We start from the raw sequence: 14,887 nt of genomic DNA on the forward strand, positions 1-14,887 counted from the left end.
CTCCTTGGTTTCAGGCGAATTGGCGCAGAGCCTGGTTGGCATTGTCCTGAGCGGTGATGTCCGACAGAGCCGCATCGATGCCGGCCTGATCCACGATCGGCCCTGTCGGATACCCCGCTTGACTGGCGTAGAAATGGCCGGACTTGAATTCCGGGTTCAGCAACCCGTCCAGATACCGTTTTGCCCCGGTTTCGACGCTGTGCATCATGCCGAACAGGGGCATCAGCACGCCGCCCACATGTTTGAAAAAGATCCGTTTCATGAGGGGCAGATCGTCAAAGCCCGCCGTACCAGCCGTGCCGCCCGGGCTCATGGTGACAAATCGGATATGCGGGTGCTGGCGGGCCATCGCCCCCATCCACAAGGTCGCGGTCAGCTTGGCATAGCCATAGGTCTGCATCGGATCGCCCTCAGGGCCAAACTTGCTGCCGTCAGCGATGGACCGGAACTCAGCCACGGTTCCGTCGGACAGGTCGGGTCGGTGCATTCCCATCTTTGGAATGCCCCGGGCGGCTTCGGACCCGGCGTAAAGCACCGTGGACGTCACCAGTTGACGCTCCAACAACTCATCCACCAGCACCACATGGCCCAGAACATTGGTTGCGAATATGTTCGTCACACCCGCATCGGTAAGGCTGTTGGGCTGCCGCCCGCCGGTGCCGCCCGCATTCAGCAAGACAGCGTCAACGGGGGTTTTGAGGTCCCCCACGGCGGCGCGGACCGAGGCGGGATCGGTCACATCCATCAGGACAATCTCGAAAATCTCGCGCCCGGTTTCGCTCTCCAGAGCGGTCTTTGCAGCCACGGCTTTGCCTCGGTTGCGGCAGGCCAGATAGATCCTGTCGATGCCCTTCTGCAGGGCAAGCTGCCGGGCGGCCTCGCGGCCCAGCCCGGCATTTGCGCCGGTAATCAAAACGGATTGAATTGGTTTCATGGGACGGTTTCCCTGGTTTCGTGTTTGGTGGGTCCAGGGTAAAGCGGTCGAAAATTGAACTGTAGATGGCAATTTCTGGACACAATGGCTCAAAATTGAAACACTGCGCCCATGTCGATACAGGAAAGCCATTCCTTCAACTGGGACGATCTGAAGTATTTTCTGGCCGTTGCCCGGACTGGAACCCTCAGGGGGGGCGCGGAAAGCATCCGGGTGAACCACACCACGCTGACGCGCCGGTTGTCGATCATGGAAGAGCGCGTGGGCAGCCGGCTCTTTGATCGCTCAAAATCCGGTCTGGCCCTGACCCAGCTTGGCGAAGACCTGATGCCGCATGCCGAGCGGGTCGAGGCTGAGATGACCGCTGCGTCGCGGGTCATCGTCGGCCGCGATGCACAGCCGTCTGGCACGATCTACGTCACTTTGCCTCATGGGCTGGCGATGACATCCCTGATGGATGACTTTGCCGCCTTCGCCGATCTCTACCCGGACATCAACCTCAACATGAACTTCACCAACGATATCCGCGACCTGATGCGCCGGGAAGCGGATGTGTCCCTGCGTGTCGCGGACGAAGTGACGGATGATGTGGTCGGGAGAAAGCTCGTCCAGATGTCTCAGGCAGCCTACTGTTCGCGCGACTACGCCGAACGGATCAGGGACAACGACGGGAAGGGGCTGCACCTTATCGGGTGGCACGAACCCGAAGAAGCGACCACGGCAAAATGGGTAAAGGCCAGCTACTATCCCAAGGCCACGCTGAAACACCGGGTGTCGGAACTGGTGCCCTTGATCACACTGGCGGCATCCGGTTTGGGCATGGCCTATCTTGCGTGCAACCTCGGAGACCGCCATCCCAATCTGATCCGGGCGCCCTTCCAAAAGCCAATACCCTATCGGAGCATCTGGCTGCTGTTGCATCGCGATCTTCGAAACACGGCACGGGTTCGGTTATTCGTCGATTTTCTGGCCGAGCGTGTCAGGTCGAGGCGAAACGAGTTCTGGGTCTCTGGTACCGTGCCGACCGGTTAGCCGACGTTCAACGACCCCGCAGAAACGTTGTCTCCTTGGGCGTTATAGATCGGATCGCTCCGACACTGCCGGTCCCGTGTTCGGCACGGCTTTTTCCCTCCAACTGGTAACTTTGCCATTCGAGGCATCGACGTTGATTCCCCGGCGTCATTTTACGCACGGGGTCTAACAAGCCTTCCATCCTTCGATGAGCCCAACCGCTGCCTCGGCGTAACTTTGGGGGAACTGATCCGATGTGCGCGCCTTCAAAATCGTGTGCAGCCCCAACAAAATACTTATGAGCAGCCTCGCAGATTCATCCGGATCGACTTCTGTCCGGATCGCGCCCTCGGTTCTTGCGCGGCTCAGGATCTCAGCAAACCGGCCTTCCAGCGTGTTCAGGTATCTCTCGATTCGGGCGTTAATCTCCGGGTCCGAGCGATCAAATGCGCTGATTGAATTGAAGGCGAGGCATCCGGCATCGTCGATCCTGGGCATGCGTTCGCGCGACGCTATGCCTCTGAACCAGTTGCCCAGATCATCCAGCGAACAGGTGTCAGGGTCGGGGAAGTGCCGCGCCTCTGCGTTGTCCAGGTAAGTATCTAATGTCTTTAAGAAAAACTTCTCTTTCCCGCCATAGGTGGTTTGCAGCGTGAAGCGGGTCAGCCCCGTCTCCTGCTCCAGTTCCCGCGTGCTGGCACCGTGATATCCACGCCGCCAAAACAGGTCGAGCGCGCCCGCCACCGCGCTGTCGTGATCCGTCTTGCGTTTACGCGCCACAGAAATCTCCTTGATTTTTCTATCCATGTGGATAGTAATTGGTTTCTATCCACATGGATAGCATTCCGGGCGCGCTGCGGCAAATACTCGGCGCAACGCCGTTCCAACAAAAAAGGGAGATTTGAAATGGCCGCCATCGACCCGACACCCGGGGCAACAAAGCCTGTAACCTTGCGCGTCATCTTCATTCTGAACGCGCTCAAAATCCTGCTCGCCCTTGGTTTTTTCGCCGCATTCAAATTTTTCGGGCTGCAGGTCGGAGAACTGGCAGGCACGCCAGCGGCCAATTTGATGCTGTATACGATGCTGGGGTACATGCTGACATTTGCCTGCATTGTCGCGTCCATCCTCAAGCGCAGCATGATCGGCATTCGCGCAGCGATCGCCGTAGACTTTCTGGTTTCGATCCCGGCGACCGCGATCATCGGCTTTGTGATCGCGATCATCAGCATGGCTCTGACCTTTACCGCATCTGTGCGGGCGTATTTTGCGAATCGCGGCTGAAGCAATCGCAAAGCACGAGGCGTACCGATGACCAATAGCTGTGGAATAGACGGGCAGTGCATCTGCGGCGCGGTACGCTTTCGGGTGCAGGATGACATGACCGCGTTCAAGTTATGCTACTGCAATTATTGTCAAAAAGCGTCGGGATCAGCCCATGTTGCAAATGCGTTCACAAGGCCCGATCAAATCGAATGGCTTGAGGGTAAAGACGTGCTGACATCCTTCGACGCACCCAATTCTCAAGTGCGGCGGGTGTTTTGCCGGTTCTGCGGAACATCCCTGCCCTTCGAGACGCAGAATGGGAGGTTTCTTGTCGTTCCCGTAAGCAGTCTGACCCGCCCGCCATCCGGCCCCGTTGACACGATTGCCGGATGGGCGTCCCGGCCCGCGTGGTACGATGACGCGCTGGGTATGATCGAAGAGACACGAAAATCCAAAAGGACGGCTCAATGAGTACTGAACAGGCGATTTCACCCGATTTTCCGTTTGAATCCAAATTCGTCGAGGTGAACGGGCAGCGCATCCACTATGTCGACGAAGGCCAAGGCGCGCCGGTTCTGTTTCTGCATGGCAATCCGACCTCCTCCTATCTGTGGCGCAATATCATTCCTTACGCTGCTCGGCAGCATCGTGCCATCGCGATGGACCTGATCGGCATGGGTAAGTCCGACAAGCCTGACATTCCCTATCGTTTTGTCGACCACGTCCCGTTCGTGGACGGGTTCATCGACGCGTTGGGGCTGAAAAACGTCACGCTTGTCATCCATGACTGGGGCTCGGCCCTGGGGTTTCACTATGCCTGCAGGCACCCGGAGAACGTGCGCGGCATCGCGTTCATGGAGGCTGTAATCCGGCCGATGACCTGGGCTGGATTCCCACCCGATTTCCGCGCCGGGTTTCGTATGATGCGGACCCCCGCGCTGGGATGGGTGATGATCTCGGGCCTGAACATGTTCGTAAACAAGATACTGCCAAGCGCCATCGTGCGTGATCTGACACCGCAAGAGATGGAGCAGTACCGCGCCCCGTTCCCCACCGCCCGCAGCCGCAAACCAGTTCGGGTCTGGCCCTGCGAGATTCCGATCGACGGAACACCGACGGATGTTCATGACATCGTCAGCCGCTATAGCCGCTGGCTCGGTGAAACCCGGACCCCGATGCTGATGTTCCACGCCACGCCCGGCGGCACAATCGGCCCTGACGAGGTCGCCTGGTGTCGTCAGACTATTCAAAATCTTGAGGTGGTGGATATCGGCGCAGGTATCCATTTCCTTCAGGAAGACAATCCGCATCTGATCGGCGAAAAGCTGGAGGATTGGCTGAGTCATCTTGCCGTTTGAGCATGGGCGGCGCGGGTGTCGGCCGGACCGCATATACAAATTGGATTTCCTGATTGTATGCTTTGATAACTGCCTCAACACGACCAGAGGCCGGTCACGGGAGTTGAACCTTGCTGAATATGACGATCCCAATACCCTTGATACTCGCAGCGGTTTTGCCAGCTTTTCTGGACAGATGCTCCGGTTCCGATACGAGTTTGGCTCTGGGCATATTGGCTCGTGACCGTGTGGCCCTGACCGCGACGGCCAACGAGATCGTCGTGGATCTGCCGGTAGCCGAAGGGGCTGTCGTCAAAGCCGGTGATACGCTGGTTCAACTCGATGGCACCTTGCAGACCGCAAAGCTGAATCTGGCGCAGGCCGAGCTTGAAAAGGCACAGGCCACGCTTCTGAAGCTACAGGTCGGCCCGCGCGTGGAAGAAATCGCCATCGCCGAAGCCAAGGTCGCCGGCGCAGTCGCGCGATTGGCCGATGCCGAGGCAACATACCTCCGAAACGCGAAACTGGTCGAAAACTCGGTCGTAACCGAAGCGCAGGTGGCAAATGATCTGGCACTGCGCGATTCCGCGCAGGCCGAACTGTCCAGCGCGAGGGAGTCGTTGAAGGAACTGCAAAACGGCACCCGACCCGAAGACCTCGCCGTGGCCGAGGCCAATGTGCGGGCGGCCGAGGCTTTGGTTGATGCGGAACAGACCGTTCTGGACGATCTGACCGTTGTTGCGACCCGCGACGGTGTGCTGGACTCGCTCCCCTGGAACCTCGGAGAGCGTGTGACCACAGGAAGCCCGGTGGCGGTGCTGGTCAGTGGGCAAGTACCCTATGCGCGCGTCTACGTTCCGGAACCGCATCGCGTAAGTCTGAAGCCGGGCGACACACTTGAGGTGCGCGTTGACGGGCTTGAGGCGCCATTGGAAGGCATCGTCAGGTGGATCAGCGACGACGCATCGTTCACGCCCTATTACGGGTTGAACAAGGATGATCGGACGCGCCTTGTGTATCTGGCCGAAATTGACCTGCCAGCCGCATCTCCGGATTTACCTGCTGGCGTGCCGGTGCAGGTCCGCATGCCATGAAGGATGTCGTCGTCACGACGCAGGGGCTGACCCGGCAGTTTGGGGACAATACAGCGGTCAACAATCTGGATCTGGAGATCAGAACCGGACAGATTTACGGATTTCTCGGCCCCAACGGTTGCGGCAAGACAACGACAATGCGCATGCTGACCGGGTTGCTGACGCCCAGCAGCGGATCAATCTCGGTTCTGGGACGCTCCATGCCCGAGGCGGCAGAGCCCCTGAAAAACGAAATCGGGTATATGACCCAGATCTTTTCCTATTACCGCGACCTGACCGTGCTGGAAAACCTCAGGTTCGCTTCGGAAATCTACGGCATCCACCCGAAAGACGCGGCAACGCGAATTGAAGAGTTGTTGCATACCTATGATTTGACGGCGAATGTCCATCAGCTCAGCGGCAGTATGAGTGGCGGCCAGCGACAGAAACTGGCCCTTGCGGCAACCGTCATGCATCGACCGAAACTGCTGTTTCTGGATGAACCGACATCGGCGGTCGACCCGGAAACACGCCGGACTTTCTGGGAGCAATTGTTCGATCTGGTCGATCAGGGTGCAACCATGATTGTGTCCACCCATTTCATGGACGAAGCGGAACGCTGTCACCGTCTGGCCATTCTTCAGCACGGCGTAAAAAAGGCCGACGGGTCCCCGCGTCAGTTGATGGATGATCTGCAGGCCGACGTCGTCGAAGTCGAAGGTCCGGACCTGCGAAAGGTCAAGCACGCGCTGGATGGCACGCCCAAGGTTTTGTCGACCGCGCAGGTCGGGTCGCGGCTGCGCGTTTTGGTGGATAAGTCCGAACCGAAACCGGTGGACATGCTGCACACCCGGCTGGACGCATTTCCGGACCTGTCCCTGACGCCGCAGCGACCAAACCTCGAAGACGTGTTTGTCAGCGCAACGCGAGGGCCGGAGTCATGATTTCTCCGCGTCGCATCACCGCCGTTCTGAAGAAAGAACTGCTTCAATTGCGGCGGGACAGGATGACATTTGCGATGGTTATCATGATCCCGTTGATCCAGCTGTTGCTGTTCGGCTATGCGATCAACACCAACCTGCGCCACGTGCCCGTCGCGCTTGTGGACCAATCCCGGACAGAGCTGTCCCGAACGCTGGCGCAGCTGGTTCAGGCCACGCAAGTGGTGACAATTACCGAAGATTTGACCACCCCGCAGGATGCCGAACGCGCGATTACGGAATCACGTGTGCGCGCTGCGCTGATCATTCCGCCTGATGTGGCCAACCGCGTCGCACGCAGCCCTTCTGTCGGGCTGGGCCTGCCCAACGCAACTGATCAGACCAGCAGCCGGCCAGTCGCCCACTGGATCGTGGATGGCTCGGACACGATGGTCGCCAGTGCCATCAAATCCCTGCGGATGATGCCCCTGACCGAGTTACTGAAACTACCGCCGAACCGGCAGGTTCCCACCTTCGAAGTGACGCTCTATTTCAATCCCGAACAGCGGTCCGCTGTGAACATTGTTCCCGGGCTTGTGGGCGTCATCCTGACCATGACAATGATCCTGTTCACCTCGGCCGCTATCGTCCGGGAACGCGAACGCGGCAATATGGAGATGCTGATCAACACGCCGATCAGATCGATCGAACTGATGATCGGCAAAATCATACCCTACATCTTTCTGGGGCTTGTGCAGGTCGCGATCATTCTGGGTCTTGGGCACCTTTTGTTTGATGTCCCGATAAATGGCGGGTTGGGCACGCTGCTGGTGGTGACACTGCTGTTCATCATCGCCAGCCTGTCGCTGGGGCTGGTGATTTCCACTCTCGCCCAGAACCAGCTTCAGTCGATGCAGATGACGATCTTCGTTCTGCTTCCGTCAATCCTGATGTCCGGGTTCATGTTTCCCTTCGACGGCATGCCGCAACCGGTCCAGATCATCGCACAGGTTCTGCCCGCAACCCATTTCATGGATATGATCCGGGGTGTCGTTCTGCGTGACGCTTCGCTGTATGAATTGCGCTGGGAAATCCTCTGGATGGTCGGGTTTGCTGTCTTCGGGTTGGTTGCTGCGACCCTGAGGTTCAAGAAACGGTTGGGTTAGCAAGTGGCCCAGCTTTTCTGAGCTGAAAGCGAAGGACCCTTTTCCCGTCTTGCGCAATTTTCTTTCCGCGCCCGGCTCGGCGTGCCAGCCTGTCGTTAACGGCTTTTCTCCACTAGAAAATCAATCATCGCACGGGTTTTGGCCGGCAGGTTGTCGCGGCTTGCGTAAATCACGTGGACACCGAGCGGAGGTTTCTCAAATTCAACTAGAATTGGAACCAAATTACCGGCATCCAGTTCCACCTGACATGCAACCTCGGGAAGGCGCGTGATCCCTCTGCCTGCGATAGCAAGGGCTTTTTCGGTATGTGCATCATCACATCGAACTCTTGGTGAAACAGGCACAGTGAAAATTTCTCCTGCCTGACCGGCATAGCTCCAGGTTTGATTTCTCATGTGAAAGGAAAAATCAATGAGCGCATGATCTCGCAACTCTTCCGGGTGAACCGGCGTTCCATGCCGTTTCAGGTAGGCGGGTGACGCAACTGTAAGACCCCGGGTTTGGAACAGCTTTCGGGATATCTGGTCAGTGGACGGTAACACGCCCATACGCACCAAAAGGTCGAAACCTTCGCCGATCATATCTGCATGCCGCTCAGAAATGTCGATATGAAGATCGACATCCGGACATCGCTCAAGAAACTCGGGCAGCCATTGATTGAGCCAGCCATGCGCAAAGACGACCGGCACGCTCATCCGCAATTCTCCGAACGGCCGGTCTCCGATTGACTGCAATCGGTCCTGCATGGCGTGCGCGTCATTGATCATCCGCAAGGCGTTTTCATAGTAAATCCGACCGGATTCCGTAAGGCTGATCCTGCGGGTCGTCCGGTTCAGCAAGCGGGTTCCCAGCCGGGTCTCCAGCCGGGCGATTTCCTTGCTCACATGGCTGGGCGTGTGTCCCAGCCGCTTGGCTGCCGCGCTCATACCATCTTGTTCCACAACCGCGCAGAACAGAACCATGCCGTCAAAAAGTTCCTTACTATAATCCATTTGGAAAAGATGCCGTTCTTTTTGCGCTATTAAAGTTCAATACAGGCCCTACTACCTTCGTGGCAAGCAAGGAAAGGGCTATGCCATGTTGGACATCAGAAATTTCGATCACATCGGTATCCGGATCAGCGAGCGCGACGCGTCTGTTGCCTTTTATGAACTACTCGGGTTCGAGCTGATCGCCGATGGTGGCTATGACGCGGGCCATCCGCTGGTGATGCTGCACCCGTCCGGCATCAACATCAACCTGCTCGGTCCTGCAACGGCCAAAGCCGGAGAAAACGTCCTGATGGACGAGGCCGAAAAATACCCCGGCATCACGCACCTCGCATTAAAGGTAAAGGACGCCGAAGCAACCGAAGCATTCGTCACTCAGAACGAAATTGCGATCACCGGGCGCCGCGAGTTTCGCGGCACCAAGACGATCTTTATCCGCGATCCCGACCGCAACGTGTTGGAGCTTGTCGGCCCCGGCCCCTCGGTCGCGCAACTGATCGCCGAACACGTTCACGCAGAATAGATGACTCCGGGTAGGACCCGGGCAGAAAGGAAAATCATGTACAACCTCATCCGAACAACCACACTGGTGGCCATAGCCACTTTGACCGCAGGATCTGCCATCGCGGATGTCGCATCCTCCGACACGCTGCGCGCCCAACGCCTGGAGCGCTTTGCGACCCAGACGATGATCCAGACCAAGGACCGCATCGGTCAATACCCCGAAGGTTACCAAGGCACGCCGATACGTCCAGCCAGCGAAGATCCGTTTCTGTCGCCACTGAATTCGGCGCTGATCCTGATCGACTACCAACCGCCCATCTTGCGTGGCGTCAACAGCATTGATCATGAGGATCTGATCAACAACACGACCGGGCTGATCAAGACGGCCGTCCTCTATGACATCCCGATCATCTTCAGCCACGTGTCCGTCGGTTACGAAGGGTATGAACCGATGATCGAAGAGCTTGGCGAACTGGCTCCAAACGCTGTTTTTGTCGACCGCACAAATGTGAACGCCTGGGAAGAGCCGGAATTTGTTGCGGCCGTAGAGGCCACTGGTCGCAGAAAGCTGATCATGGGCGGGCTGTGGACAGATGTTTGCCTGGCCTATCCCGCTATCGAAGCCGAACGGGAAGGGTATGACGTCTACGTCCCCGAAGACACCGTTGGAAGTATTTCGCAGAAAAGCCATGAGAACGGGATGAAACGGATGATCGCCGCCGGTGTCGAGCCGATTACCTGGAACGTGGTTCCGGCTGAGCTTTCCCGCGATCACGCGCGCTCGGCAAACACCGAAGGGCTGATCCCGATTTTCATGGAGCATCTGTTCAAAGTCGACCCCAACGCCGAGTGGAATTGAAGGAATGGCAGGGTCAGGTCATGTGGCTTGGCCCTGCTTCGAACCACAAAACGTCACGATCGCCCCTAATCAAAACAAGGAAACCACGGTATGAAACTTTACTCGGCACCCGGCACCTGTGCCACTGCGATGCATATTGCCCTTGAATGGATCGGCAAGCCTTACGACGTCGAGCATCTCGATTTTGCAGGTATGAAGTCACCGGACTACATGAAGCTGAACCCGTCCGGGGTGGTGCCAACATTGGTGGATGGAGACCTCGCCCTGCCCGAAGGTATGGCCATTCTTCTTTACCTGATAGACCAGAACCCGGATGCCGAAATCGGTCCGGCTGCCGGTTCGCCCGACAGGATCGAATTGCACAAATGGCTGGTCTATTTGTCCGGTACGCTGCATCCCTATTTCTGGCCGCATTTTATGCCGATGAGGTTTACCACTGACGAAAGCGGGCACGCCGCCGTTCAGTCCGCCAGCCATATGCTTGTCGACAAGGCACTGACCCTGATCGACCAGCACCTGGAGGGTCGCGATTGGATGGTGGACGGCAAAAAATCCGTGGCGGACGCTTTTCTGTATCCGATGGCGAGTTGGGCCTATGGCTTTGATAAATCAACCTCCGAATATCAGAACATTGATCGCGTGATCCGCAAACTCGCGGCAGACCCTGCCGTGCAAGCCGTTCACAAGGCGCAGGGAACGTCCCCCAGAGTCAAACTGGCGGCCTGACCCCCGCCGCCACCCCGCGGCCTACCCCCTGGCCGCGCTTTCGGGCGATTTGCCGCTGCTGAATCGCCCGATCCGCGTGGAGGCTTCCGAACGGAACGCCTGCGTCCCAACGCCGTTGGACACGATGGCAGCAAAAAACGCCACCTTTTCAAACCTGTAAGTTTCCGAAAAAGGTCATCGCCCGGACCTACGTCTTGCTTTTCCGCCACTCAGATGGGGGCGTGCCAAAATGGCGCTTGAAGGCCCGGCTGAAGGCGGCTTCTGATGCGTAGCCGACCCGCGCCGCGGCATCGGCGATGCTCAGTTGCTGTTCCGCAAGGTCGCGCGCTGCCAGTTGCATGCGGGTGTTTTGCACAAACTCTCCGGGCGAGCAGCCCAAAAACCGATTGAATTGTTCACCGAGTACCGTACGGGAAACGGCGCAATTCTGGGCTAGGGATTCGATTGTCCAGCGTTCCCCGGGATACCTGTGGATCAGCCCAATCGCCGTACTGACGGCGCGATCCTTCAAAGCCGCCAGCAGACCGTCGGCTGGTGAATTCGAGATATGATCCCGGACGGCCTCGACAAACAAGAGCTCGGAAATCCGCGCCAGAACAGCCTCGGATCCCAGCCTTCCTTCGGAAATCTCTGTCGCCGCGAACTTCAACGAAGCTTCCACGACGCGACCGGACCGGCTGTCGGAACCGTTATAGCGGAACACCGGTGGCAGAGCGGACAGAAGCGGATCATTTCTCAGCCCCTGCCCACCCAGAAATCCGCAGACAATTCGCGTTTGCGCGCCCCCGCCGCCGTGGCGAATGACCATAAGCTCGCCCGGTCGGCTCTGGTCTGTGACATCCAGGGCAGGAACTGTCGCGGCTGCCATCTGCCCTTTCAGAATATGCGGATCGTTGCGTGGAAGTATGACCGCCTGCCCCGGCAAAAAGACATGCGCCTTGTGGTCCGGGTCAACCACGGTCAGGCAGCCTTCAAGAACGTAGTGATAAAGCACCATGTGATCGGCGGGACCCAGAAGATGGCTGCAATCGGACGCTTTCAGCGCCGAAGAAACGCACCAGGGTTCGCTGAATTCAGCATGCAGGAACACGCCACCCGTCAGCCGTGCAGCCCGCAGAATTTCTGATAACGCATCCATTCCAGCCCTCGCCACCCGATTTCCGGCAGATCGGCAATGCAATCCGGTCAGACGATCATTCATCAGGTTTTCGCAAAGGTCTACCTCTGCCTCGGGCAATCGAACAGCCCAGACACAGAAAGGAACGACAATGAAACTTGGAGATATTGTTCCGGACTTCACCGCCGAAAGTACAGCGGGTGAAATCCGGTTTCACGACTGGATTGGAACGGACTGGTGCCTGCTGTTCAGTCACCCAAAGGACTTTACCCCGATCTGCACGACCGAGCTGGGGTCGATGGCGCGGTACCATGCTGACTTCACCGAACGGGGCGTCAAGGTCATCGGGCTTGGCACGGACAGCGTCGAAGACCACATCAAATGGTCGGGCGACATCGAGGAAACCCAGGGCGCGCGCCCGAGATACCCGATTATCGCGGATACCGATCTGAAGGTCGCCAAGCTCTACGACATGATCCCGGCCTCTGCGGAATTCGACCTGAAAAGCAGAACCGCGCAAGACCTGTTCACCATCCGCAGCACGTTTCTGATCTCACCGGACAAACGGCTTCAGATGGCGATGACCTATCCGATGACGGCAGGCCGGAACTTCGAAGAGGTGCTGCGGGTGATCGACGCGATCCTTCTGACCGCGCGGCACGATGTCGGCACGCCGGCGGGATGGCACCCCGGCGACCCGGTCATGATCCTGCCATGGGTCACAGATGAGGAAGCGCGCAGGCGCTATCCTCAGGGCTGGCAGACAATCAAACCCTACATGCGCGTGGTCGATCAGCCGCAATAACCAGCCTGACTTTGATTGAAAGGAATTGTTACCATGAAAAACCCGTCAAATTTCAGACTGCCGCAGGTCCTTTGCATTTTCGCCGCAGTTGCAGCAACGCAAACCCACGCGATGGACCTGAGCATGCAGCATGCGAGTGTAAACACACACCGGTCGCAGGGCGAAGTCCGAGTGGTCGACGGCGCGTCGGCGACCATGGTTCGGTCCGCACAGGGGATATTTGTTGATGTAAAATCCACGGACCTGACACCCGGCCATGCCTACACGATGTGGTTTGTGGCGATCAATCAGCCGCAAAACTGCAGCGCGACGCCCTGCCCCAGCACGGATGTTCTCGGGTCTCCGGACAAGGTGGGCTCGGATCTCGGGCTTGCCGATGGGGCCATCGCGGACCCCGACGGACATGCGCGGTTCGCGACCTTTCAGCCCTTGGGCAACCTGCCAAACGCCTGGTTTGGAACGGGGCTTGTCCATTCAGACGCGGAAATCCATCTTGTGTTGCGCGACCACGGACCATTGCAAATGGGCAATGAGCGTCAGATGCTGTCGACGTTCCGGGCCGGGTGCACGGATGAAAGCGTTTCCTATACCGTGCCCGAGACGGCCAGAGGCGACGGGCTGGTGGGTTACTACGATTGTTCCAACCAGCAAACGGTGATCTTCCCGCCATCCACGGATGCCCAAAAATCGTGATGGGTTAATGGGTGATCATGCGGCCAGACTAAGCCGACGAATGCCCGGCAATTGAAATCTGCGATGATCGGGGTTGTTCGGATATTTTGGCGGCCCGAGCAACCCCGGCCAAACTCAGCACGATGGCCGCGTCATGCGCCAGTAATATTGCTTCGAAATGCAACCAAGCCCAACAATCGACAAGGAGGGTCCAAGGTGACGAAACTGCGTTCCCCCGAACAAAGTGAGCTTAAGGCGGTATCTGACTTGTGCCTTCGTTCCAAAGCCCATTGGGGATATGACGCGAATTTCCTGCGCGCATGCCGTGAGGAACTGACCGTTACGCAAAAAGACCTGGCCACCGATTTAGTCACATTGGCCGTGGACGGCGCCAAAATCACCGGCGTGGCGCAGGTTTCTGTCAGCGCCGGGAATTGCCATCTGGAAAAGCTGTTTGTTGATCCCGCGCATATGGGAAAGGGTATCGGGCGTCGTCTGTTTGCATGGGCTGCGCGCAAGGCGCGACTCGGACATGCTTCGTGCATGATTGTTGAGGCCGATCCGGATGCCGTTCCTTTTTACAAGACAATGGGCTGCGTGGAATCGGGCAGCGTACCGTCTGGCTCCGTTCCGGGGCGGCACCTGCCCCGCCTTGTTTTCGAAACAGGCGAAACTTGAAACGTTGTTGGGAGCTGGGACTAGGGTCGGATTCCAGCTCAGGCGAGAAACTTTTGAATGTTCTGTATCCTGTCAGATGAATGCCTGAACTTTAGCCCGCGGTTCACGCCCTGCCGGAGGATTAGACGGAACCGCCAACCGGAGCGTCTTGGATGAGAAAAGGCTCGACCATGTTCAGATTTCCCGACCACATCGGCGAAATTGTCGGGTGCATAGATGGGCTGGTAATTGCCCATAAACAAAACTCACCGATCATCATCGCAATTGACGGCAAAAGCGGGTCCGGCAAGTCGACCATCGCCAAAACGCTTGGCCCAGAACTTGATGCAGTGATTATCGAAGGGGACGACTTTTTTGCCGGCGGTATTGGAATCAGAAGCGACCCGCCTCAGATCCTTGCAGACGAGTGTATCGACTGGCGCTTTCAATCCCGGGTGATCAAGGCGCTCAAAGAAAAAGGTGCCTGTGACTACTCCCGGTTTGATTGGGAGAAATTCGATGGCTCGCGCATACCCCACAGAATTTCTCTGCAAAACAAATCGGTTGTCATTCTGGAGGGCGTATATTCAGCGCGTCCCGAATTGCGTGATCTCATAGACTTGTCGGTGCTCGTGCGACTTAGCAGAACCGAAAGACTTAGGCGGATGACAGTGCGCGAAGGCAGACTGGGTACCTGGGAAAAGCAGTGGCACGAGGCCGAGGATTGGTATTTTGCCAATCGGGTTGCCGCCGACGACTTTGATTTGATCATCGAGAATTAGGTTTTTTGCAGATCGTATGATTGCCCGCCGCCATGAGTTTTCGTTGAACTCACGTCTGCCAAGGGAACA

18 protein-coding genes are annotated in these 14,887 nt (G+C 57.6%); 14 read left to right on the forward strand and 4 right to left on the reverse strand.

What is annotated here, in order from left to right; genetic code table 11:
* Positions 1 to 10: 10 nt before the first annotated feature.
* Positions 11 to 934: an SDR family NAD(P)-dependent oxidoreductase gene (locus ACXAC3_RS21120; protein WP_475164572.1), complete on the reverse strand. Its 924-nt coding sequence runs from the start codon at positions 932 to 934 to the stop codon at positions 11 to 13.
* 111 nt (positions 935 to 1,045) lie between these two features.
* Here ACXAC3_RS21120 and ACXAC3_RS21125 point away from each other — a divergent pair, with 111 nt between their 5' ends.
* A complete protein-coding gene (locus ACXAC3_RS21125; RefSeq protein ID WP_475164573.1) occupies positions 1,046 to 1,966 on the forward strand; it encodes a LysR family transcriptional regulator in 921 nt (306 codons plus the stop codon).
* Between the two features lie 165 nt (positions 1,967 to 2,131).
* On the opposite strand, the gene ACXAC3_RS21130 is transcribed toward ACXAC3_RS21125, so the two are convergent.
* Positions 2,132 to 2,725: a TetR/AcrR family transcriptional regulator gene (locus ACXAC3_RS21130; RefSeq protein ID WP_475164574.1), complete on the reverse strand. Its 594-nt coding sequence runs from the start codon at positions 2,723 to 2,725 to the stop codon at positions 2,132 to 2,134.
* On the opposite strand from ACXAC3_RS21130, the gene ACXAC3_RS21135 reads away from it, so the two are divergent.
* From ACXAC3_RS21135 to ACXAC3_RS21160, 6 genes are all read left to right on the forward strand, one after another.
* Positions 2,699 to 3,229 carry a hypothetical protein gene (locus ACXAC3_RS21135; RefSeq protein ID WP_475164576.1) on the forward strand — a complete coding sequence of 177 codons (531 nt, stop codon included), beginning with the start codon at positions 2,699 to 2,701 and terminating at the stop codon, positions 3,227 to 3,229. The genes ACXAC3_RS21130 and ACXAC3_RS21135 overlap by 27 nt on opposite strands.
* A 27-nt stretch (positions 3,230 to 3,256) precedes the next feature.
* Positions 3,257 to 3,682: a GFA family protein gene (locus tag ACXAC3_RS21140; protein WP_475164579.1), complete on the forward strand. Its 426-nt coding sequence runs from the start codon at positions 3,257 to 3,259 to the stop codon at positions 3,680 to 3,682.
* Positions 3,679 to 4,569: a haloalkane dehalogenase gene (locus ACXAC3_RS21145; RefSeq protein ID WP_475164580.1), complete on the forward strand. Its 891-nt coding sequence runs from the start codon at positions 3,679 to 3,681 to the stop codon at positions 4,567 to 4,569. Before ACXAC3_RS21140 ends, ACXAC3_RS21145 begins: the two co-directional genes overlap by 4 nt.
* Before the next feature lie 212 nt (positions 4,570 to 4,781).
* Positions 4,782 to 5,642, forward strand: coding sequence for an HlyD family secretion protein (locus tag ACXAC3_RS21150; protein ID WP_475164582.1), 861 nt, complete (start codon positions 4,782 to 4,784; stop codon positions 5,640 to 5,642).
* On the forward strand, positions 5,639 to 6,565 hold the full coding sequence (locus ACXAC3_RS21155) for an ABC transporter ATP-binding protein (protein WP_475164584.1): 927 nt from the start codon (positions 5,639 to 5,641) through the stop codon (positions 6,563 to 6,565). The genes ACXAC3_RS21150 and ACXAC3_RS21155 overlap by 4 nt, the downstream gene beginning before the upstream one ends.
* Entirely contained in the window at positions 6,562 to 7,707 is a 1,146-nt protein-coding gene (locus tag ACXAC3_RS21160; protein WP_475164587.1) for an ABC transporter permease, read from the forward strand. Before ACXAC3_RS21155 ends, ACXAC3_RS21160 begins: the two co-directional genes overlap by 4 nt.
* A 95-nt stretch (positions 7,708 to 7,802) precedes the next feature.
* Here ACXAC3_RS21160 and ACXAC3_RS21165 read toward each other — a convergent pair whose 3' ends face one another.
* Entirely contained in the window at positions 7,803 to 8,699 is an 897-nt protein-coding gene (locus ACXAC3_RS21165; RefSeq protein WP_475164590.1) for a LysR family transcriptional regulator, read from the reverse strand.
* A gap of 85 nt (positions 8,700 to 8,784) precedes the next feature.
* Here ACXAC3_RS21165 and ACXAC3_RS21170 point away from each other — a divergent pair, with 85 nt between their 5' ends.
* The 3 genes from ACXAC3_RS21170 to ACXAC3_RS21180 all read left to right on the forward strand — a co-directional run bounded on the left by ACXAC3_RS21170 (position 8,785) and on the right by ACXAC3_RS21180 (position 10,785).
* Positions 8,785 to 9,219 (forward strand): VOC family protein, encoded by a 435-nt coding sequence (locus tag ACXAC3_RS21170; protein ID WP_475164593.1) that lies wholly within the window; start codon positions 8,785 to 8,787, stop codon positions 9,217 to 9,219.
* A 36-nt stretch (positions 9,220 to 9,255) separates the two neighbouring features.
* Entirely contained in the window at positions 9,256 to 10,059 is an 804-nt protein-coding gene (locus ACXAC3_RS21175; RefSeq protein WP_475164596.1) for an isochorismatase family protein, read from the forward strand.
* Between the two features lie 90 nt (positions 10,060 to 10,149).
* Positions 10,150 to 10,785 carry a glutathione S-transferase family protein gene (locus ACXAC3_RS21180; protein ID WP_475164597.1) on the forward strand — a complete coding sequence of 212 codons (636 nt, stop codon included), beginning with the start codon at positions 10,150 to 10,152 and terminating at the stop codon, positions 10,783 to 10,785.
* A 187-nt stretch (positions 10,786 to 10,972) separates the two neighbouring features.
* Here ACXAC3_RS21180 and ACXAC3_RS21185 read toward each other — a convergent pair whose 3' ends face one another.
* Positions 10,973 to 11,923, reverse strand: a complete 951-nt coding sequence (locus ACXAC3_RS21185) for an AraC family transcriptional regulator (RefSeq protein ID WP_475164599.1) — start codon at positions 11,921 to 11,923, stop codon at positions 10,973 to 10,975.
* A gap of 130 nt (positions 11,924 to 12,053) precedes the next feature.
* Between ACXAC3_RS21185 and ACXAC3_RS21190 the strand changes: the two genes are divergently transcribed.
* The 4 genes from ACXAC3_RS21190 to ACXAC3_RS21205 all read left to right on the forward strand — a co-directional run bounded on the left by ACXAC3_RS21190 (position 12,054) and on the right by ACXAC3_RS21205 (position 14,818).
* Positions 12,054 to 12,707, forward strand: coding sequence for a peroxiredoxin (locus tag ACXAC3_RS21190; RefSeq protein ID WP_475164600.1), 654 nt, complete (start codon positions 12,054 to 12,056; stop codon positions 12,705 to 12,707).
* A 33-nt stretch (positions 12,708 to 12,740) separates the two neighbouring features.
* Positions 12,741 to 13,400, forward strand: coding sequence for a hypothetical protein (locus ACXAC3_RS21195; protein WP_475164602.1), 660 nt, complete (start codon positions 12,741 to 12,743; stop codon positions 13,398 to 13,400).
* Between the two features lie 195 nt (positions 13,401 to 13,595).
* A complete protein-coding gene (locus ACXAC3_RS21200; RefSeq protein ID WP_475164603.1) occupies positions 13,596 to 14,057 on the forward strand; it encodes a GNAT family N-acetyltransferase in 462 nt (153 codons plus the stop codon).
* Between the two features lie 152 nt (positions 14,058 to 14,209).
* Entirely contained in the window at positions 14,210 to 14,818 is a 609-nt protein-coding gene (locus tag ACXAC3_RS21205) for a uridine kinase family protein (RefSeq protein ID WP_475164606.1), read from the forward strand.
* Positions 14,819 to 14,887: the final 69 nt, after the last annotated feature.

The sequence above is a fragment of the Ruegeria sp. ABV4_181 genome (assembly GCF_056158465.1).

Coding starts and splice junctions, on each gene's coding strand:
- ACXAC3_RS21120 (WP_475164572.1), bottom strand. CDS start 934: ATGAAACCAATTCAATCCGTTTTGATTACCGGCGCAAATGCCGGGCTG.
- ACXAC3_RS21125 (WP_475164573.1), top strand. CDS start 1,046: ATGTCGATACAGGAAAGCCATTCCTTCAACTGGGACGATCTGAAGTAT.
- ACXAC3_RS21140 (WP_475164579.1), top strand. CDS start 3,257: ATGACCAATAGCTGTGGAATAGACGGGCAGTGCATCTGCGGCGCGGTA.
- ACXAC3_RS21145 (WP_475164580.1), top strand. CDS start 3,679: ATGAGTACTGAACAGGCGATTTCACCCGATTTTCCGTTTGAATCCAAA.
- ACXAC3_RS21155 (WP_475164584.1), top strand. CDS start 5,639: ATGAAGGATGTCGTCGTCACGACGCAGGGGCTGACCCGGCAGTTTGGG.
- ACXAC3_RS21160 (WP_475164587.1), top strand. CDS start 6,562: ATGATTTCTCCGCGTCGCATCACCGCCGTTCTGAAGAAAGAACTGCTT.
- ACXAC3_RS21165 (WP_475164590.1), bottom strand. CDS start 8,699: ATGGATTATAGTAAGGAACTTTTTGACGGCATGGTTCTGTTCTGCGCG.
- ACXAC3_RS21170 (WP_475164593.1), top strand. CDS start 8,785: ATGTTGGACATCAGAAATTTCGATCACATCGGTATCCGGATCAGCGAG.
- ACXAC3_RS21175 (WP_475164596.1), top strand. CDS start 9,256: ATGTACAACCTCATCCGAACAACCACACTGGTGGCCATAGCCACTTTG.
- ACXAC3_RS21180 (WP_475164597.1), top strand. CDS start 10,150: ATGAAACTTTACTCGGCACCCGGCACCTGTGCCACTGCGATGCATATT.
- ACXAC3_RS21185 (WP_475164599.1), bottom strand. CDS start 11,923: ATGGATGCGTTATCAGAAATTCTGCGGGCTGCACGGCTGACGGGTGGC.
- ACXAC3_RS21190 (WP_475164600.1), top strand. CDS start 12,054: ATGAAACTTGGAGATATTGTTCCGGACTTCACCGCCGAAAGTACAGCG.
- ACXAC3_RS21195 (WP_475164602.1), top strand. CDS start 12,741: ATGAAAAACCCGTCAAATTTCAGACTGCCGCAGGTCCTTTGCATTTTC.
- ACXAC3_RS21205 (WP_475164606.1), top strand. CDS start 14,210: ATGAGAAAAGGCTCGACCATGTTCAGATTTCCCGACCACATCGGCGAA.